Raw genomic sequence first — 15,362 nt, forward strand, 5'->3', positions numbered from 1 at the left:
TCGGGAGGCTTGAAACATGCTGGTACGTCGAATTGCTCGTCCACTGCTTTCCACGATCTTCATCGCCGGGGGAATCGATGCTTTGCGCAACCCTGCTCAGCGAGCAGCCAAAGCGTCACCGCTGATCGACAAATCCGTCGAGACGCTGCCAGGAGCAGTGACGCAGAAGGTGCCTGCTGATCCGGAAACACTCGTCAAGATCAACGCCGCCGTCCAGATCGGCGGCGGTGCCCTGCTGGCCACCGGCAAGGCGCCGCGGCTCGCGTCGTTGGTGCTCGCAGGGAGCCTGGTACCGACCACGCTTGCCGGTCACGACTTCTGGAACGAAACCGATCCGTCACTGCGAGCGATGCAGCGCACAAACTTCATCAAGAACGTCAGCTTGCTCGGCGGACTGATGATCGCCTCCGTCGACACCGAGGGCAAGCCGTCGCTCGGCTGGCGCGGCCGTCGCGCCGCGAAGAAAGCCCAGGCGTCTATCGCCGCAGCACTTCCATTGGTCGCATCGCAGACCGATCACACGAGCGATCGCGTCGAGCATGCTCTGTCGGTGGCGTCCGAACGCGGTTCCGAGCTTGCCGAAACCGCGAAGGCACACGGCACGGATTGGCTCGAACTTGCGAAGGAGCGCAGCTCCGAGTTCGCGGAGATCGCGAGCAAGCGAGCCGCGGAATTCGGAGAGGTCGCCAAGGAACGCGGCCCGGACATCCTCGAAGTCGCGCAGAAGCGCGGCTCCGAACTGGCCGAGACCGCACGCGAGCGCAGCGCCGAACTGGCAGAGCTGGCGAGCAAGCGCAGCTCGGAGTTCGCCGAACTCGCCCTCGAGAAGAGCAACGAGTGGGCCGAAACGGCGTCGGAGCAGACCGAGGTGCTGGGTAAGCGTGCTCGCAAGCGCGCAGAGAAGGCGCTCGAAAAGGCTCGCGCCAAGAAGGACGAATTGACGCACTGAGTGCACCGAAAGACACGGTCAGGCCACCTTCGGGTGGCCTGACCTGTATCTATGCGGCAGTTCATCTGGGGGAACTAGACTGTCTTGGCGCTTTTGCAGCGCGTGAATTTCTCATCAAGCCTAGGAGATCCTTTGCCCGACGCGGACCCGTCACTGAACGAGCAAGAGCTCGAGCAGCAGTACGTGACGATGTTGTACTCCCGTCTCGACGATCTTCGAAAGTATGCCCAAACTCGCTTGAGCACGGTCCTCCTCGAGACCGGCGGAACCCCGCAAGCACGCAGCGAACGCGAATCCTTCAACGCCATGTACACCGAGGATCTCGCCAAGTACGACGCAGCCGAGAACGGAATGTGTTTCGGACGCATCGACTTCGACGACGAGCGACGCTACGTCGGCCGACTGGGAATCCTGGACACCGACAACGACTACGAAACGCTGCTCCTCGACTGGCGAGCTCCGATGGCACGCCCGTTCTATCTGGCGACGCCCGCGGCACCCGAGGGCGTGAAGCGGCGACGCCATATTCGCAGTCGGAGCCGCACAGTCACCGGCATCAACGACGAATACCTGGACCTCGACGCGGCCCGCGCCGCAGGCGTGGTGACCGAAGCCGGCGGCGTCGCCGGTGAGAGCGCTCTCCTGGACGCTCTGAACGCAGCGCGTACGGGTCAGATGAACGACATCGTCGAGACCATTCAGAGTGAGCAGGATGCCATCATCCGCTCCGAGCACAAGAGCGTTTTGGTCGTCCAGGGCGGTCCGGGTACCGGCAAAACCGCAGTCGCCCTTCACCGTGCCGCCTTCTTGCTCTACACCTACCGCCAGCAACTGGCCAAGGCCGGTGTTCTCATCATCGGGCCGAACGCGACGTTCCTCGACTACATCAGCCAGGTCCTTCCTTCACTCGGTGAGACCGGAGTTCTACTCTCGACGATCGGGGACCTGTACCCCGGAGTGCGTGCGACTCGTACGGATTCCCTCGCCGCCGGTGAGATCAAGGGTTCCCTCGCGATCCTCGACGTGCTCAAGAACGCCGTCCGGGATCGGCAGGAAGTTCCGTCGAAGCCGATTACCCTTCGATTCGACACGTACGACTTGAAGCTGGATCGAAAGACTGTCACGAAGGCGCGCGGGCGTGCTCGGTCGTCGCGTCGCCCACACAACCTGGCGCGCCCGATCTTCGTGGCAGCAGTCATCGAGGCGTTGGCACTGCAGATGGCCGAACTCATCGGCGGAAACCTCGTCGACGGTGGGTCACTCCTCAGTCGGGACGACATCGCCGACATTCGCGACGAGATGCGTGAGGACCCGGACATCATGTCCGCCATCGGAAAGCTGTGGCCCGAATTGTCGCCGCAGCAAATCCTCGCGGAACTGTGGACGTCGCCGGCGAGGTTGGCCAAGGCAGCGCCGCAACTCGACGACGCCCAACGCGACGAGCTTCTGCAGAGCGTCGGACCGGGTTTCAGTGCGGCCGATGCTCCCCTGCTCGACGAACTGGCCGAGATTCTCGGCGTCGACGACGCCGCCGAACGCGAACGCGCACAACGTGAATGGCGCGCGCAGATCGCCGACGCCCAGGGCGCCCTCGACATCCTCACCGGGTCTGCACCACAGGATCTCGAAGACGAGATGGATCCCGAGATCTTGATGGCGTACGACTTGATCGACGCCAGCCAACTCGCCCAACGCCACGATCAGGGCCAGCGCCAGACCACGGCAGAACGCGCTGCCGGCGACCGAACCTGGACCTACGGTCACGTGATCGTCGACGAAGCCCAAGAGCTCTCCGAAATGGCGTGGCGAATGCTGATGCGGCGCATACCGAATCGCTGGATGACGTTGGTCGGCGATACAGCTCAGACCGGTGATCCCGCGGGAACTTCGTCCTGGCAGAAGATTCTCGAGCCTTACGTCGCCAAGCGCTGGAAGCTCACCGAACTGACCGTCAACTACCGAACTCCCTCGGAGATCATGGATGTCGCGCACCGTGTGCTCGAAGAGATCGACCCGGAGCAATCCGTGCCCCGGTCGGTACGCGACAGCGGATTCGCGCCGTGGGCGCTCAAGACCACGGCCGAAGAATTGGAATCGACCGTGCGCCGTTGCATCGAGTCCGAGTCGCATCCCGGTATCACCGCAGTGATCGCCGGTTCCGAGGTTGTTGCCGATCTGGCGGGCCTAGCGAGTGACACCGTAAGCGTCCTGTCCGTCAAGGACGTCAAGGGACTCGAGTTCGACACCGTGTTGATCGTCGAACCTGCCGACATTCTCGACGAGTCACCACGCGGAATGAACGACCTCTACGTCGCATTGACCCGCGCTACCCAGAGGCTCGGCATCATTCACGTCGAGTCGCTCCCCGCGGTTCTCGACGGCGTCGAAGCAGCAGAGTTGGCCTTCGATTCGTGAGCATCACGGAGTAGGTTCGTGCGTGACACCACGAATGGTGGTGTCACTCCAATTTGTGTCGACGACTGAAGGAATGACCCCTCGTGCTTGGCCTGCCCGCAAGTTCCGCCGCACCCATCCGCAAGATCGCTCGCGTGGTGATCGGCGTCGGGATGCTTGCGGCGGTGACAGCCGGTTGCTCAGAGGATGATTCGAGTTCGACGGCTGCTGCAGGCAGCGACGACATCGCTGCTGTTGCTGCCGCACCGACCGAAAAACCGGTAGACGTGGCAGAAAGGCTGCGGGCGGCGCTCGCGTCTACCGGGGTCACGCCCGCCTTTTCCGACGACATGTTGCAGGCGCTCGGTGACGGCGTCTGCCAGCAGCTCGCGGCCGGAACGGATCGAGCGATGATCATCGCGAATCTGCGGGCGGTATCGCTGAACGGAGCAAGCGAACCAATGGTCACCTCCGGAAACGGCTCGGCCGCATCGACAACACCCCCCAGCGCCGATCAGCTGGCTGAAGTGTTCGTCGATGCGGCCGAGGCCGAGTACTGCCGGTAGTTCAGCGAACGGTGTGCACGATCAGGACATCGGACGTCGCCTTGCGAGCGGCATCGGAAGGCACCGATCCGAGTAGACGCCCGGTCAACGTGTTCAATCCGCGATTTCCGACGACCAGCAAGTCGCCCTTCACCTCGTCGAGCAAAGCGAGAAGCGATTCGACGGGAGCGCCGACGACGGCGCGCTCGACAACATCCTTTGCCCCCTGGGCATGTGCGCGCTCACGAGCGGTGCGAAGGATCTCGTAGGTCGGAGCGGAACCGGTGACCTGGTAGGCCTCGTTACCCAACGCATCAGCGGCAGCGCTCACGTCCTTGGGATCAGCCGGGTAGTACGCACACGCGATGACGAGCTGAGCGTCCGAGCCACTGGCAATGGCGGCAGCTCTGTCGACTGCCTTCAGTGACGACTCGGAGCCATCGGTTCCTACGACAACGGTCCGGTAGGCACTCATTCATTCCTCCATGGTTACGGGACGGACGGTACGGCCGGCACCGGGCGCAACGCTGTTGCGCCCGCTCGACAACCGCTGCGCTGACATTAGCGGGATTGTGCCGCGGATAGTGTTATTTGCAGTACACGCCACAAGCCCACAGTGAATGTGATTCTTCGTCACAGACACATTTGTTCGGTGGTGACCACTCAGCGAAGTTTGCCAAAGCGGGGCCCGAACAGCGCCGCCGGAAATACTTCCTGCTCGACCAGGGCGGTACGCCACGGCGTCGCCAATTCCAGCAACCGCTTGGCACCCTCCTCACCCAGCGCATCCCACGGAGCCAAAGCGAGGTCGTCCGTCAGGTCTTCGACGACGTCACGCAAGTCCTGCCCGTCCTCGGTCAGCGCACCGGACGAACGATCCAGCAGTTCGCGGTCCTTCAAACTCTCGACGGCCTCGTCCCACTGTTCCTGCGACCATCCGCGACGAGTCTGCGCGAATTTGCGCTGAAACCCGATTCCCGTCGCGGTGTGCGTGATCAACGCGTCCAGGCCGTTCAATCCCGCGGTCTGAAGGGCCGCAATGTGGCCGTCACCGCGATACTCACGCAGCAGTGTCAGCGCGTGCCAGAAACGCAGGTGCGGCTCGGCCGGCCAGTCGAGCGACGCCCAACCCGCGTACAGAGGGCGGCCGTCCACTCCAGGAATGTTCTGGGCAGCGATCGACACGAGTTCGGCGGCCTCGGCCATGTCCGCCGATCCTGTCACGTCTGCACCGAACAGGCGGACGTACGCCGCGTCGATTGCCCGATACCGCGCGGCGACAACCTCTGTGGGCCTTGCCAATTCCCAGGCACGTGGGATAACACTGGCGATCAATTCAGGATTGAAGTTGAAGAAGGTGGCCGTGACGACAGTCGCGGGTGGAGCGCCGAGCGGAGCTGATCGCCCGGCAAAGTACACCATTCGGCCAGGCTCCAACCCGACGCCGACAAGTTCCTTCTCCGTCTCCGGGACGAAGTACGCCAAGGAATGGAGAAGTTCGAGAGTCCGCGCGGTCTTGCCTGCAGTCTGTGCATCCATACCTGAAACCGTAGCGGTCGAAAGCACGAACGCACGCGAGGCGACCTACTTGAGACCCGCGGCGTCCATTCCTCGAAGCTCCTTCTTCAAATCCGAGATTTCGTCTCGCAATCGCCCAGCCAACTCGAACTGAAGGTCGCGGGCAGCGTTCATCATCTGATCGGTGAGTTCCTTGACCAGATCTGCCAATTCGGCCCGAGGCATCGATTTGGTGTCGCGCCCCTCGTACACACCCGCACTGACCGCACGACCGGCCTCACCCTGCGCACGCCGACCACGCGTCGCATTGCGACCCGAACCACCGACGTCCACGGACGCCGCAGTGTCCTCTGCCTCCTCGTACACCTGATCGAGAATGTCCGCGATCTTCTTGCGTAGAGGTTGTGGGTCGACGCCCATCTTCTCGTTGTAGGCGACCTGCTTCTCGCGTCGTCGCTCGGTTTCCTCGATGGCCTGCGCCATGGAAGCGGTGATCTTGTCCGCATACATGTGCACTTGACCGGATACATTTCGAGCCGCTCGGCCGATCGTCTGAATGAGGCTGGTGGAGCTACGTAGGAAACCTTCTTTGTCGGCATCGAGAATCGCGACCAGCGACACCTCGGGAAGGTCGAGTCCCTCACGCAGGAGGTTGATGCCGACCAGCACGTCGTACTCCCCCAGGCGGAGCTGACGGAGCAACTCGACTCGCCGGAGCGTATCGATATCCGAGTGCAGGTAGCGGACGCGAATACCGAGTTCGAGCAGGTAATCGGTCAGATCTTCCGACATCTTCTTGGTCAACGTCGTGACCAGCACACGCTCGTCACGTTCCGCTCGCTCGCGGATTTCGTGAACGAGATCGTCGATCTGTCCCTTGGTGGGTTTGACGATGACCTCGGGATCGATCAATCCGGTCGGGCGGATCACCTGCTCGACGAACTCACCGCCGGACTGACCCAACTCGTACTTACCTGGTGTCGCCGACAAGTAGACGGTCTGACCGATCCGCTGACTGAATTCTTCCCAAGTCAGAGGGCGGTTGTCTGTTGCCGACGGTAGCCGGAATCCGAACTCGACCAGGTTTCGCTTGCGCGACATATCGCCCTCGTACATGGCGCCGATCTGAGGAACCGTCACGTGCGACTCGTCGATGACCAGAAGGAAATCTTCCGGGAAGTAGTCGATCAAGGTTGCGGGGGCAGTTCCAGGGCCACGGCCGTCGATGTGGCGCGAGTAGTTCTCGATGCCGGAGCAGAATCCGACCTGTTTGATCATCTCGAGGTCGTACTGCGTACGCATGCGCAGACGCTGAGCCTCGAGGAGCTTGCCCTTGCCTTCGAGCTCGGCGAGTCGCTCTTCGAGTTCCGCCTCGATGTCCTTGGCGGCACGCTCCATGCGTTCAGGGCCGGCGACGTAGTGCGTCGCCGGGAAGATACGAACCGTGTCGACCTGGCGAACGATGTCACCAGTCAGTGGATGGAGGTAGTACAGTGCCTCGATCTCGTCACCGAAGAATTCGATGCGGACCGCCAGCTCTTCGTACGACGGAATGATCTCGACCGTGTCGCCGCGCACGCGGAACGAACCTCGCGTGAACGCCATGTCGTTGCGGTTGTACTGAACGTCGACGAGCAGACGCAGGAACGCATCCCGCGGCACCTCCACACCGACGTCCAGCTGAATTGAGCGATCGAGGTACGACTGCGGTGTACCGAGGCCGTAGATGCACGACACCGAGGCCACCACGACCACGTCCCGTCGTGACAGAAGGCTGGACGTCGCCGAGTGGCGCAGCCGCTCGACATCGTCGTTGACGGACGAATCCTTCTCGATGTAGGTGTCCGTCTGGGCGATGTACGCCTCGGGTTGGTAGTAGTCGTAGTACGAGACGAAGTACTCGACCGCGTTGTTGGGTAGCATTTCCCGAAGCTCGTTCGCGAGCTGAGCCGCCAAAGTCTTGTTCGGAGCCATCACCAGAGCCGGGCGCTGCAGCTTCTCGATCAACCACGCAGTCGTGGCCGACTTACCGGTACCGGTCGCACCGAGGAGGACTACGTCCTTCTCCCCCTCGTTGATCCGTTTCTCCAGCTCGGCGATAGCTGCCGGCTGATCGCCTGCCGGTTCGTACGGGCTGACGACCTCGAAGCGCGCGTCTGAGCGCTCGATGTCACCAACCGGCCGAAACTCGGAATGCGCGACCACGGGATGTTCGGAAGCAAACGCCATGAAACCAGGGTAAGCGCACCTACCGACACAATGCCCGCTCGTCCGCGTTCAGCCGAAAATGCAGTTCGGCGGTAGGTTCTTCGACCATGAGCGAGGAACGTCCCCACATTCACCGGCCGAAGGTCGAAACCTTCGACATCGCAGCTCGCACCAACGTCGATCCCAAGGGCTTCGTTCGCCCGGTCGAGCACTACCGCGAAGAACCGTGGGGGCTGTACATGGCGCGCCACGCCGACCATCCCCGGTTTCACTACCTGGAGTCCTGGATTATTCCCGAACTCGGAATTCGGGCGTCGATCCTGCACTTCACCCCGGAACACATCCGAGACTGGGATTTCTATGTCGACATCGGCGACTTCATCCGCGGCGACCAGGTCTGGACGTCCGAGGACCACTACCTCGACCTGATCGTGCAGACCGGACGCAGCGTCGAATTGCTCGACGTCGACGAATTGCTCGAGGCGAACACCGCCGGGATTCTCGACCCGAAGACGTCAGAGCGTGCGATGCTGAACGCGGCCCGCGCTATCGACGGCATCGCCGCCCACGGTCACGATCTCGACGCCTGGCTCACCTCGGTGGGCATGCCGGTCACGTGGCGCTGAGTGGTTAGAGGGACCAGCCTGATTTCTCGGCCCACTCCCATGCCCGGTGGAAAGCGGCGTCGAACCACGGCGTCTTGACTCCCAGGTAGGCGTCGATCGCAGCGGCGTAGTCGTCGATGCCGGCGGCACTCTCGGCTGCCTTGACCTTGAGTTCGGCATATTCGGCACGCGCCGACGCATCGGAGCGAAGCCAGTCGCGGAAGAGGATCGCGAACTGCTGACCTGGCCAACCGTCCACCCGAATGTGAATGTTCGCGCGGCGCCCTGGATCGGCACTCCCGTGGATCCGCTTCGCCCACACCGCCGGATCGGTCTCGCCACCGAGGTACGACGGTTTCGGGTCGTCGGCGACGATGTGCTCGATCCGGGGGAACCCGGCAGCGGCCAGATCTTCCGCGAGGTCGTCGGCAACGCCGAGGTGCTCGACAGTGATCTGAATGTCGATCACGTCCTTGGCATCGAGACCAGGCACTGCGGTCGATCCGATGTGATCGATACGGCGCGCGCGGTCACCGGACGCCAACGACAACCGGCCGATGATTCGTTCGGCCTGCGCCGGCCACGACGGGTCGGCTGGAGTCAGCTCGGGCAGTGCGCGCACTACCGTGCCCTCGCGGAGGTTCTTCTCGAAGGGAACAAGTCGATTCGCCCACAAGTCGCGGACCACGTCGTCGAGTGAACCCGGCTCTCCGCTGTTGTCGAGCCACACGTCGGCAACAGCACGACGCTGATCGTCATTTGCCTGCGCTGCGATGCGCGCACGAGCGTCGGATTCAGGCATGCCGCGCGAGCCCACCAAGCGTCGAACTCGTTCCTCCTCGTCGACGTAAACGATGACGACCAGATTGAATGCCGGCGCCATCGAACCCTCGACCAACAGCGGAATATCTTGAACGAGCACTGCATCCGACGGCGCAGACGAAATCTGCTCCATCGTCCGCGCACCGATCAGTGGGTGGAGGATGCCGTTGAGAGTTCCGCGTGACGTGTCGTCGGCAAACGCCAACGACGCCAGCGCGGGTCGGTTGAGGCTGCCGTCCTCGGACAGAATCCCGTCGCCGAATGCATCGACCAGAGCGGCAAGTCCCGGAGTACCGGGCTCGACCACTTCTCGGGCGATCAGGTCAGCGTCGACGATGACGGCTCCCAGTTCGCTGAGGATTTTCGACACTGTCGACTTACCGGCTCCGATGCCTCCAGTGAGGCCAACTCTCAACACACTCGACAGTCTCTCATCTCCGCGCCCGAGAGATTCAGACACGCCTACTGATCGAACACGCCGGGGCGTTCGAGGCTCAAATACCACAATTTTGGTGACCGTGCGGTTATGTTCTAGCGAACGCACCTGTACCTGCACCTTCTCGAGAAAGTGGACGCCATGCGAGCAGATCGCGACCATCACGGTCAGCACCGCCTCGGAATGCCGAACGGCGTGCACTGCATAGAGTTTCCCGAAGTTGCTTTTGCCCTGGCAGAGCACCGTCGTACGTGGTTCACGATGCTCGTGAGCCAAGGCCGACACAGCTTCGCGTCGATGCGTAAGCGCACAGCCGAAGCGACCGCCACCTACTGGGTGCCTGCTCCCGCAAACTGAGTTCTCTTCACAAAGTACAAAATGACCGGCAACCCTACGGTGCCGGTCATTTTTGTGTTCACTCACTGAATTGATTCTTCGCTCGCAAGTGACACCTGGCAGAGAGAAGAACCCCGCCCCTGCACGTGCAGGGGCGGGGTTCTTCACAGATCTCGCCTGATCAGATCAAGCGGTAATCCTTATGCGTTGCCCGACAGCTTCTCGCGAAGTGCGGCGAGCTGTGCATCGCTGGCAAGCGATCCGCCAGCGGACTCGGCCGGAGCGGAGCCGGCAGCAGCCGGAGCCTCGGCGTCCTCTGCAGCAGCCGTCTCCGAGGAGTAGCCGGCAGCAGCGGTGGCAGCCTCAGCGGCCTCGTCTGCAGCGGTCTTCTCCATCTGAGCGGTGTGCATCTTGTGGCGACGCTCAGCCTCGGCGTAGCGGTTCTCCCACTCTTCACGCTGCTTGTCGAAGCCCTCGAGCCATTCGTTGGTCTCGGGATCGAAGCCCTCGGGGAAGATGTAGTTGCCCTGCTCGTCGTACGAGTCGGCCATGCCGTACTTGGACGGATCGAACTCGGCGTTGTAATCCTCGTTGGCCTGCTTCAGCGACAGCGAGATACGACGACGCTCGAGGTCGATGTCGATGACCTTGACGAGTGCATCGTCGCCGACGCCGACAACCTGGTCCGGAACCTCGACGTGGCGCTCAGCGAGCTCCGAGATGTGAACGAGGCCTTCGATTCCCTCTTCGACGCGCACGAATGCACCGAACGGAACCAGCTTCGTGACCTTGCCGGGCACGATCTGGCCGATGGCGTGCGTGCGGGCGAACTGACGCCACGGATCTTCCTGCGTTGCCTTGAGCGACAGGGAGACGCGCTCGCGGTCCAGGTCGACGTCGAGAACCTCGACGGTGACCTCGGTGCCGACCTCGACAACCTCGGACGGGTGATCGATGTGCTTCCAAGACAGCTCGGAAACGTGAACCAGACCGTCTACGCCGCCCAGGTCCACGAATGCACCGAAGTTGACGATGGAGGACACGACGCCCTTGCGGACCTGGCCCTTCTGGAGCTGGTGCAGGAATTCGCTGCGAACCTCGGACTGAGTCTGCTCGAGCCATGCGCGGCGCGACAGGACCACGTTGTTGCGGTTCTTGTCGAGCTCGATGATCTTGGCCTCGATCTCCTTGCCGACGTACGGCTGGAGGTCGCGGACGCGACGCATTTCGACGAGCGAAGCGGGGAGGAAGCCACGAAGACCGATGTCAAGGATGAGGCCGCCCTTGACGACCTCGATGACGGTGCCCTTGACGGCCTCGTCCTTCTCCTTGAGCTCCTCGATGGTGCCCCAGGCACGCTCGTACTGAGCGCGCTTCTTCGACAGGATCAGTCGACCTTCTTTGTCCTCCTTGGTGAGGACGAGAGCCTCGACCGCATCTCCCACGGAGACGACCTCATTGGGGTCGACGTCGTGCTTGATGGAGAGCTCACGAGAAGGGATGACGCCTTCGGTCTTGTAACCGATGTCGAGCAGAACCTCGTCGCGGTCGACCTTGACGATGGTTCCTTCGACGATGTCGCCATCGTTGAAGTACTTGATCGTGGCATCGATGGCGGCGAGGAAGTCCTCGGCGGAGCCAATGTCGTTAATGGCAACCTGCGGCGAGGTGACGGTTGTGGAGGGCATATGTTGAATTGCTCCGGACGAGTTGTGGTCGGTTGATGGATTTTGTCGGACGAGATGCGCAACTGTGGCGTACAAATGTTGGAAGTACTTTGTGAAGTACTAGATCGAAGTACCCAGCTGCATCAATAACGAACAACCGAATACCGGATCACATTCCACACCGCGGAAGCGCACCGCGAGCTCCCTCGGTCCGACCGATTCCGAGACCTTGGTAAAGATCTCGTATAGACAATCGGTCGGATGACAGACACTCGCGTGAGTAAGACTACGCGTCGGCTATCTTGCCGGGCAAACCCGGGTACCCTGCGCCCGCATCACCCGTTCTACTGTGTTGTTCATGTCTGACGAGCGCCATGCCGCTGCCAATTCCATTCTCGGTACCAGCGGCGTCGGCCGAGTCCGTGTCGATTCGAGTTCCAGCGACCGCGCCAGCCGTGCGTGGTGGGACGCCGACGCCGACGATTACCACCGAACCCACGGCGAGTTTCTGGGCGTGAACAGCGCGGAAGGTGAATTCGTCTGGTGCCCCGAAGGGCTGCACGAGGGCGATCACCACTTGCTCGGCGACATAGTCGACAAAGACATATTGGAAGTGGGTTGCGGCTCGGCGCCGTGTGCCCGATGGCTCGCCGGACATGGTGCTCGGGCCGTCGGTCTCGACATCTCGATGGGGATGCTCGCCCGCGGGCAGGACGCGATGAATGCCGGCGGACCGGCCGTCCCGTTGATTCAGGCAAGTGCGGAACTCCTGCCGTTTGCCGACGAGAGTTTCGACATCGTTTGTTCTGCGTTCGGCGCCGTCCCGTTCGTTGCCGATTCGCAGCGAGTGATGAACGAAGTCGCCCGGGTTCTGCGTCCCGGCGGATCGTGGGTCTTTGCCGTCAACCATCCGATTCGATGGATCTTCCCCGACGATCCCGGGCCGAAGGGCTTGACCGCGACCCTCCCCTACTTCGACCGCACCCCGTATGTCGAGGTCGATGACAACGGAGTCCCCACCTACGTCGAGCATCACCGCACCATCGGCGACCGGGTTCGTGAGATCGTCGCGGCCGGACTTCAGGTGCGCGACATCATCGAGCCCGAATGGCCGGAGTGGTTGGACCGCGAATGGGGACAGTGGAGTCCCCTGCGCGGCCAACTCTTTCCGGGCACTGCAATTTTCAGCGCCGTCAAACCCTGACGGCTACAGCAGCTTCGACAGGAAAGCCTTGGTCCGGTCGTGCTGAGGATTGGCCAGGAGTTCCCGCGGCTCGCCTGCCTCGACCACAACTCCCCCGTCCATGAAGACCAACTGGTCGGCGACCTCGCGGGCGAAACCCATCTCGTGGGTGACGACCACCATCGTCATGCCTTCTTTGGCCAACTGCTTCATCACGGTGAGAACTTCACCGACCAGTTCGGGGTCGAGCGCGGACGTCGGCTCGTCGAACAGCATGAGCTTCGGGTCCATCGCGAGAGCGCGGGCGATGGCAACTCTTTGCTGCTGACCACCCGACAACTGGGCCGGGTAGGCGTTGGCTTTGGCGCTCAACCCGACCTGATCGAGGAGGTCCTTCGCTCGTTCGACAGCCTTCTTCTTACTGACGCGCTTCACCTGCGTCGGCGCTTCGATGATGTTCTCGAGAGCGGTGCGGTGCGGGAACAGATTGAAGTGCTGAAACACCATCCCGATGTCGCGGCGTTGTTTGGCCGCTGCTCGCGGGTGAAGTTCGTACAGTTTTCCGTTCTTCTCCGAGTAGCCCACCAGGTCGCCGTCGACGTACAGTCGGCCGGCGTTGACCTGCTCGAGGTGATTGATGCAGCGCAAGAACGTCGACTTGCCCGACCCGGACGGCCCGACGAGACACAGGACCTGACCGGGGTCGATTTCGAGCGAAATCCCTTTCAGGACCTCCAATGCGCCGAAGTTCTTACAAACTCGGTCTGCTTTCACCATGGGGGTCATTTGCGTTCTCCTCCGGGGGTATCCGGAAGCGTTTCCACTACCGTAGCTTTTCCTTGCGCGTCGGCCAGTGCCTGAAGTTGGCGTGTGGTCAGTGCTCGGGTTGCGCCCTTCGAATAGTGACGCTCGACGTAGTACTGCCCGATCATGAGCAGACTCGTGATTGCGAGGTACCACGTCGCCGCCACCATCAACAGGGGAATCGGCTCGAAGTTGGCGCCCGAGATATCGCGCGCTCGACCGTACAACTCGAAGCTGTAAGGGACCGCCGTCACGAGCGAGGTGGTCTTGAGCATGCTGATGACCTCGTTACCGGTCGGCGGAATGATGACGCGCATCGCCTGCGGTAGAACGGTTCGTCGCATCGTCTGACTCCACGTCATACCCAATGCAACAGATGCTTCGGTCTGGCCCTCGTTGACCGAACTCACGCCGGCGCGGACGATCTCGGCCATGTAGGCGGCCTCGTTCAATGCCAAACCGATCACGGCAAACAGAAACGCTGCCTGCAAGTCCTGGAGATTGATGTGCGCAAACTGATGTACGAAGGGAATACCGAGATCGATGCTCTTGTAAATCGACGGGAACAGGCCCCAGAAGACCAACTGCACGTAGACAGGTGTTCCTCGAAAGATCCACAGATAGCCCCAAGCCGCGGCGCGAAGCACCGGGTTGGGAGAGAGTCGCATGACTGCCAGAATCACACCGAGGACGATCGCGATCACCATTGCCAGCACCGTCAGCTGGATCGTTGTCCACGCACCAGCGGAGATGCGTTTGTCGAACAGATACTGACCGTAAGTCCCCCATGCAAAGGCTTCGTTGGTCGCCGCGCCGTAAACGAACAGTCCGAAGAGGACCACGACGACGACCGCGGCAATCCAACGACCAGGTCTGCGTAGTGGAATCGCCTTGATCGGCACCGGATCGCCGGTCTCAGTTGTTGTCATGTTCATCAGCTTTCCGCGCCGTTGATCTTGGATACTTCGATGACGCCGGCCTCGACACTCCAGGTCTGCGCGATCTGTTGATAGACACCGTTGTCGATCAGGTACTGCATTGCCTGCTGCAGGGCGGGACCGAGGGCGGAGCCCTTCACGATCGGCCAGCCGTAAGGCGCCGAATCGAAGGGTTCTCCCGCAGCTTCCATCCGGCCCTTGCTCCGTTTGATCGCATAGCCGGTCACTGGTGAATCAGCGGACAGCGCGTCGACTCGACCGAGAATGAGCGCGTTGGCCGCGTCGTCCTGGCTGTCGTACTTGATCTTGTCGATCGGGGGTTTGCCCTCGGCCACGCAGGCCTCGCTCTTGGCAGGCACCTCGTCGATGTCCTCGGTGGTCGTGGTCTGCACCGCCACCCGAAGCCCGCACGCATTGTTCGGATCGACTGGCTTGTCCGGCCGCTGGGCCCACTGGATACCCGCGCTGTAGTACGTGACGAAGTCGACCGTCTTCTCGCGCTCCTTGGAGTCGGTGAACGAAGACATGCCGAGGTCGTAGCTTCCCGACTGAATAGCGGGGATGATCTTGTCAAAGTCGGCTTGGTTGAAGACAGCTTCGACCCCGAGCACGGCGGCAACGGCATTCATCAGGTCGACGTCGAAACCGACGATGTTGCCGTCCGCGTCCTTGAATTCGTTTGGCGCGTAAGGAATGTTGACCCCGACCTGCAGTTTGCCCGAATCCGTGACCTTGGACGGCAGAAGTGCGGCGATCTCGGGCACCTTCTGGACATCAAGTGGCGGCCCTTCCGGAACGAGACCCTCGTTGTTGGTGACACATCCGCCGCACAATGCGACGATCAAGCCCACCAACAGGACTCGCACCACGTTGGCGCGGATACGCCCGCCACTGCTCGAGCCATAACTCACGCCACGTGGCCTTGGTGCCCGTGCGTTTTCATCGACCACGACTCTG

Annotated in this window: 14 protein-coding genes; 6 read left to right on the forward strand and 8 right to left on the reverse strand. The window is 61.9% G+C overall.

The genetic code is table 11. The features are described from left to right. Positions 1-16 precede the first annotated feature (16 nt). From ACN50D_RS21420 to ACN50D_RS21430, 3 genes are all read left to right on the forward strand, one after another. Positions 17-949, forward strand: a complete 933-nt coding sequence (locus tag ACN50D_RS21420) for a DoxX family protein (RefSeq protein WP_003944048.1) — start codon at positions 17-19, stop codon at positions 947-949. Between the two features lie 132 nt (positions 950-1,081). After that, on the forward strand, positions 1,082-3,364 hold the full coding sequence (locus tag ACN50D_RS21425) for a HelD family protein (RefSeq protein ID WP_054187411.1): 2,283 nt from the start codon (positions 1,082-1,084) through the stop codon (positions 3,362-3,364). 83 nt (positions 3,365-3,447) lie between these two features. After that, complete coding sequence (locus tag ACN50D_RS21430) at positions 3,448-3,909, forward strand: DUF732 domain-containing protein (protein ID WP_073513273.1); 462 nt, start codon at positions 3,448-3,450, stop codon at positions 3,907-3,909. 1 nt (position 3,910) lies between these two features. Here the strand turns inward: ACN50D_RS21430 and ACN50D_RS21435 are convergent, their stop codons facing one another. The 3 genes from ACN50D_RS21435 to uvrB form a co-directional block, all read right to left on the reverse strand. Next, positions 3,911-4,363: a universal stress protein gene (locus tag ACN50D_RS21435; protein WP_003944055.1), complete on the reverse strand. Its 453-nt coding sequence runs from the start codon at positions 4,361-4,363 to the stop codon at positions 3,911-3,913. Between the two features lie 188 nt (positions 4,364-4,551). Next, a complete protein-coding gene (locus ACN50D_RS21440; protein ID WP_007728746.1) occupies positions 4,552-5,427 on the reverse strand; it encodes an SCO6745 family protein in 876 nt (291 codons plus the stop codon). A 45-nt stretch (positions 5,428-5,472) separates the two neighbouring features. Beyond that, positions 5,473-7,635 carry an excinuclease ABC subunit UvrB gene (gene uvrB, locus ACN50D_RS21445; RefSeq protein ID WP_007728743.1) on the reverse strand — a complete coding sequence of 721 codons (2,163 nt, stop codon included), beginning with the start codon at positions 7,633-7,635 and terminating at the stop codon, positions 5,473-5,475. Between the two features lie 86 nt (positions 7,636-7,721). Between uvrB and ACN50D_RS21450 the strand changes: the two genes are divergently transcribed. Further along, complete coding sequence (locus ACN50D_RS21450; protein WP_054187412.1) at positions 7,722-8,240, forward strand: DUF402 domain-containing protein; 519 nt, start codon at positions 7,722-7,724, stop codon at positions 8,238-8,240. A 4-nt stretch (positions 8,241-8,244) separates the two neighbouring features. On the opposite strand, the gene coaE is transcribed toward ACN50D_RS21450, so the two are convergent. Continuing rightward, positions 8,245-9,459, reverse strand: a complete 1,215-nt coding sequence (gene coaE / locus ACN50D_RS21455) for a dephospho-CoA kinase (RefSeq protein ID WP_058037517.1) — start codon at positions 9,457-9,459, stop codon at positions 8,245-8,247. A 159-nt stretch (positions 9,460-9,618) separates the two neighbouring features. Between coaE and ACN50D_RS21460 the strand changes: the two genes are divergently transcribed. Continuing rightward, entirely contained in the window at positions 9,619-9,834 is a 216-nt protein-coding gene (locus tag ACN50D_RS21460; protein WP_003944056.1) for a hypothetical protein, read from the forward strand. Positions 9,835-10,013: 179 nt separating this feature from the next. Here ACN50D_RS21460 and rpsA read toward each other — a convergent pair whose 3' ends face one another. After that, positions 10,014-11,501, reverse strand: a complete 1,488-nt coding sequence (gene rpsA / locus ACN50D_RS21465; RefSeq protein ID WP_058037518.1) for a 30S ribosomal protein S1 — start codon at positions 11,499-11,501, stop codon at positions 10,014-10,016. Between the two features lie 337 nt (positions 11,502-11,838). On the opposite strand from rpsA, the gene ACN50D_RS21470 reads away from it, so the two are divergent. After that, a complete protein-coding gene (locus tag ACN50D_RS21470; RefSeq protein WP_058037538.1) occupies positions 11,839-12,684 on the forward strand; it encodes a class I SAM-dependent methyltransferase in 846 nt (281 codons plus the stop codon). Positions 12,685-12,687: 3 nt separating this feature from the next. Here the strand turns inward: ACN50D_RS21470 and ACN50D_RS21475 are convergent, their stop codons facing one another. From ACN50D_RS21475 to ACN50D_RS21485, 3 genes are read right to left on the reverse strand one after another with little or no spacing between them, the layout of a single operon-like run. Beyond that, positions 12,688-13,449: an amino acid ABC transporter ATP-binding protein gene (locus ACN50D_RS21475; RefSeq protein ID WP_019748634.1), complete on the reverse strand. Its 762-nt coding sequence runs from the start codon at positions 13,447-13,449 to the stop codon at positions 12,688-12,690. After that, complete coding sequence (locus ACN50D_RS21480; protein WP_019748635.1) at positions 13,446-14,402, reverse strand: amino acid ABC transporter permease; 957 nt, start codon at positions 14,400-14,402, stop codon at positions 13,446-13,448. Before ACN50D_RS21480 ends, ACN50D_RS21475 begins: the two co-directional genes overlap by 4 nt. Further along, positions 14,402-15,274: an ABC transporter substrate-binding protein gene (locus ACN50D_RS21485; RefSeq protein ID WP_024487476.1), complete on the reverse strand. Its 873-nt coding sequence runs from the start codon at positions 15,272-15,274 to the stop codon at positions 14,402-14,404. The genes ACN50D_RS21480 and ACN50D_RS21485 overlap by 1 nt, the downstream gene beginning before the upstream one ends. Positions 15,275-15,362 lie beyond the last annotated feature (88 nt).

Source organism: Rhodococcus sp. SB1D, assembly GCF_048573875.1.
GTDB classification, from domain to species: Bacteria; Actinomycetota; Actinomycetes; order Mycobacteriales; family Mycobacteriaceae; genus Rhodococcus_F; species Rhodococcus_F qingshengii.

What these genes read in the sequence shown, in the direction of transcription:
- ACN50D_RS21435 (WP_003944055.1), bottom strand. Translation starts at nt 4,363, where the DNA reads ATGAGTGCCTACCGGACCGTTGTCGTAGGAACCGATGGCTCCGAGTCG.
- ACN50D_RS21440 (WP_007728746.1), bottom strand. Translation starts at nt 5,427, where the DNA reads ATGGATGCACAGACTGCAGGCAAGACCGCGCGGACTCTCGAACTTCTC.
- rpsA (WP_058037518.1), bottom strand. Translation starts at nt 11,501, where the DNA reads ATGCCCTCCACAACCGTCACCTCGCCGCAGGTTGCCATTAACGACATT.
- ACN50D_RS21475 (WP_019748634.1), bottom strand. Translation starts at nt 13,449, where the DNA reads ATGACCCCCATGGTGAAAGCAGACCGAGTTTGTAAGAACTTCGGCGCA.
- ACN50D_RS21450 (WP_054187412.1), top strand. Translation starts at nt 7,722, where the DNA reads ATGAGCGAGGAACGTCCCCACATTCACCGGCCGAAGGTCGAAACCTTC.
- ACN50D_RS21420 (WP_003944048.1), top strand. Translation starts at nt 17, where the DNA reads ATGCTGGTACGTCGAATTGCTCGTCCACTGCTTTCCACGATCTTCATC.
- ACN50D_RS21470 (WP_058037538.1), top strand. Translation starts at nt 11,839, where the DNA reads ATGTCTGACGAGCGCCATGCCGCTGCCAATTCCATTCTCGGTACCAGC.
- uvrB (WP_007728743.1), bottom strand. Translation starts at nt 7,635, where the DNA reads ATGGCGTTTGCTTCCGAACATCCCGTGGTCGCGCATTCCGAGTTTCGG.
- ACN50D_RS21480 (WP_019748635.1), bottom strand. Translation starts at nt 14,402, where the DNA reads ATGAACATGACAACAACTGAGACCGGCGATCCGGTGCCGATCAAGGCG.
- ACN50D_RS21460 (WP_003944056.1), top strand. Translation starts at nt 9,619, where the DNA reads ATGCGAGCAGATCGCGACCATCACGGTCAGCACCGCCTCGGAATGCCG.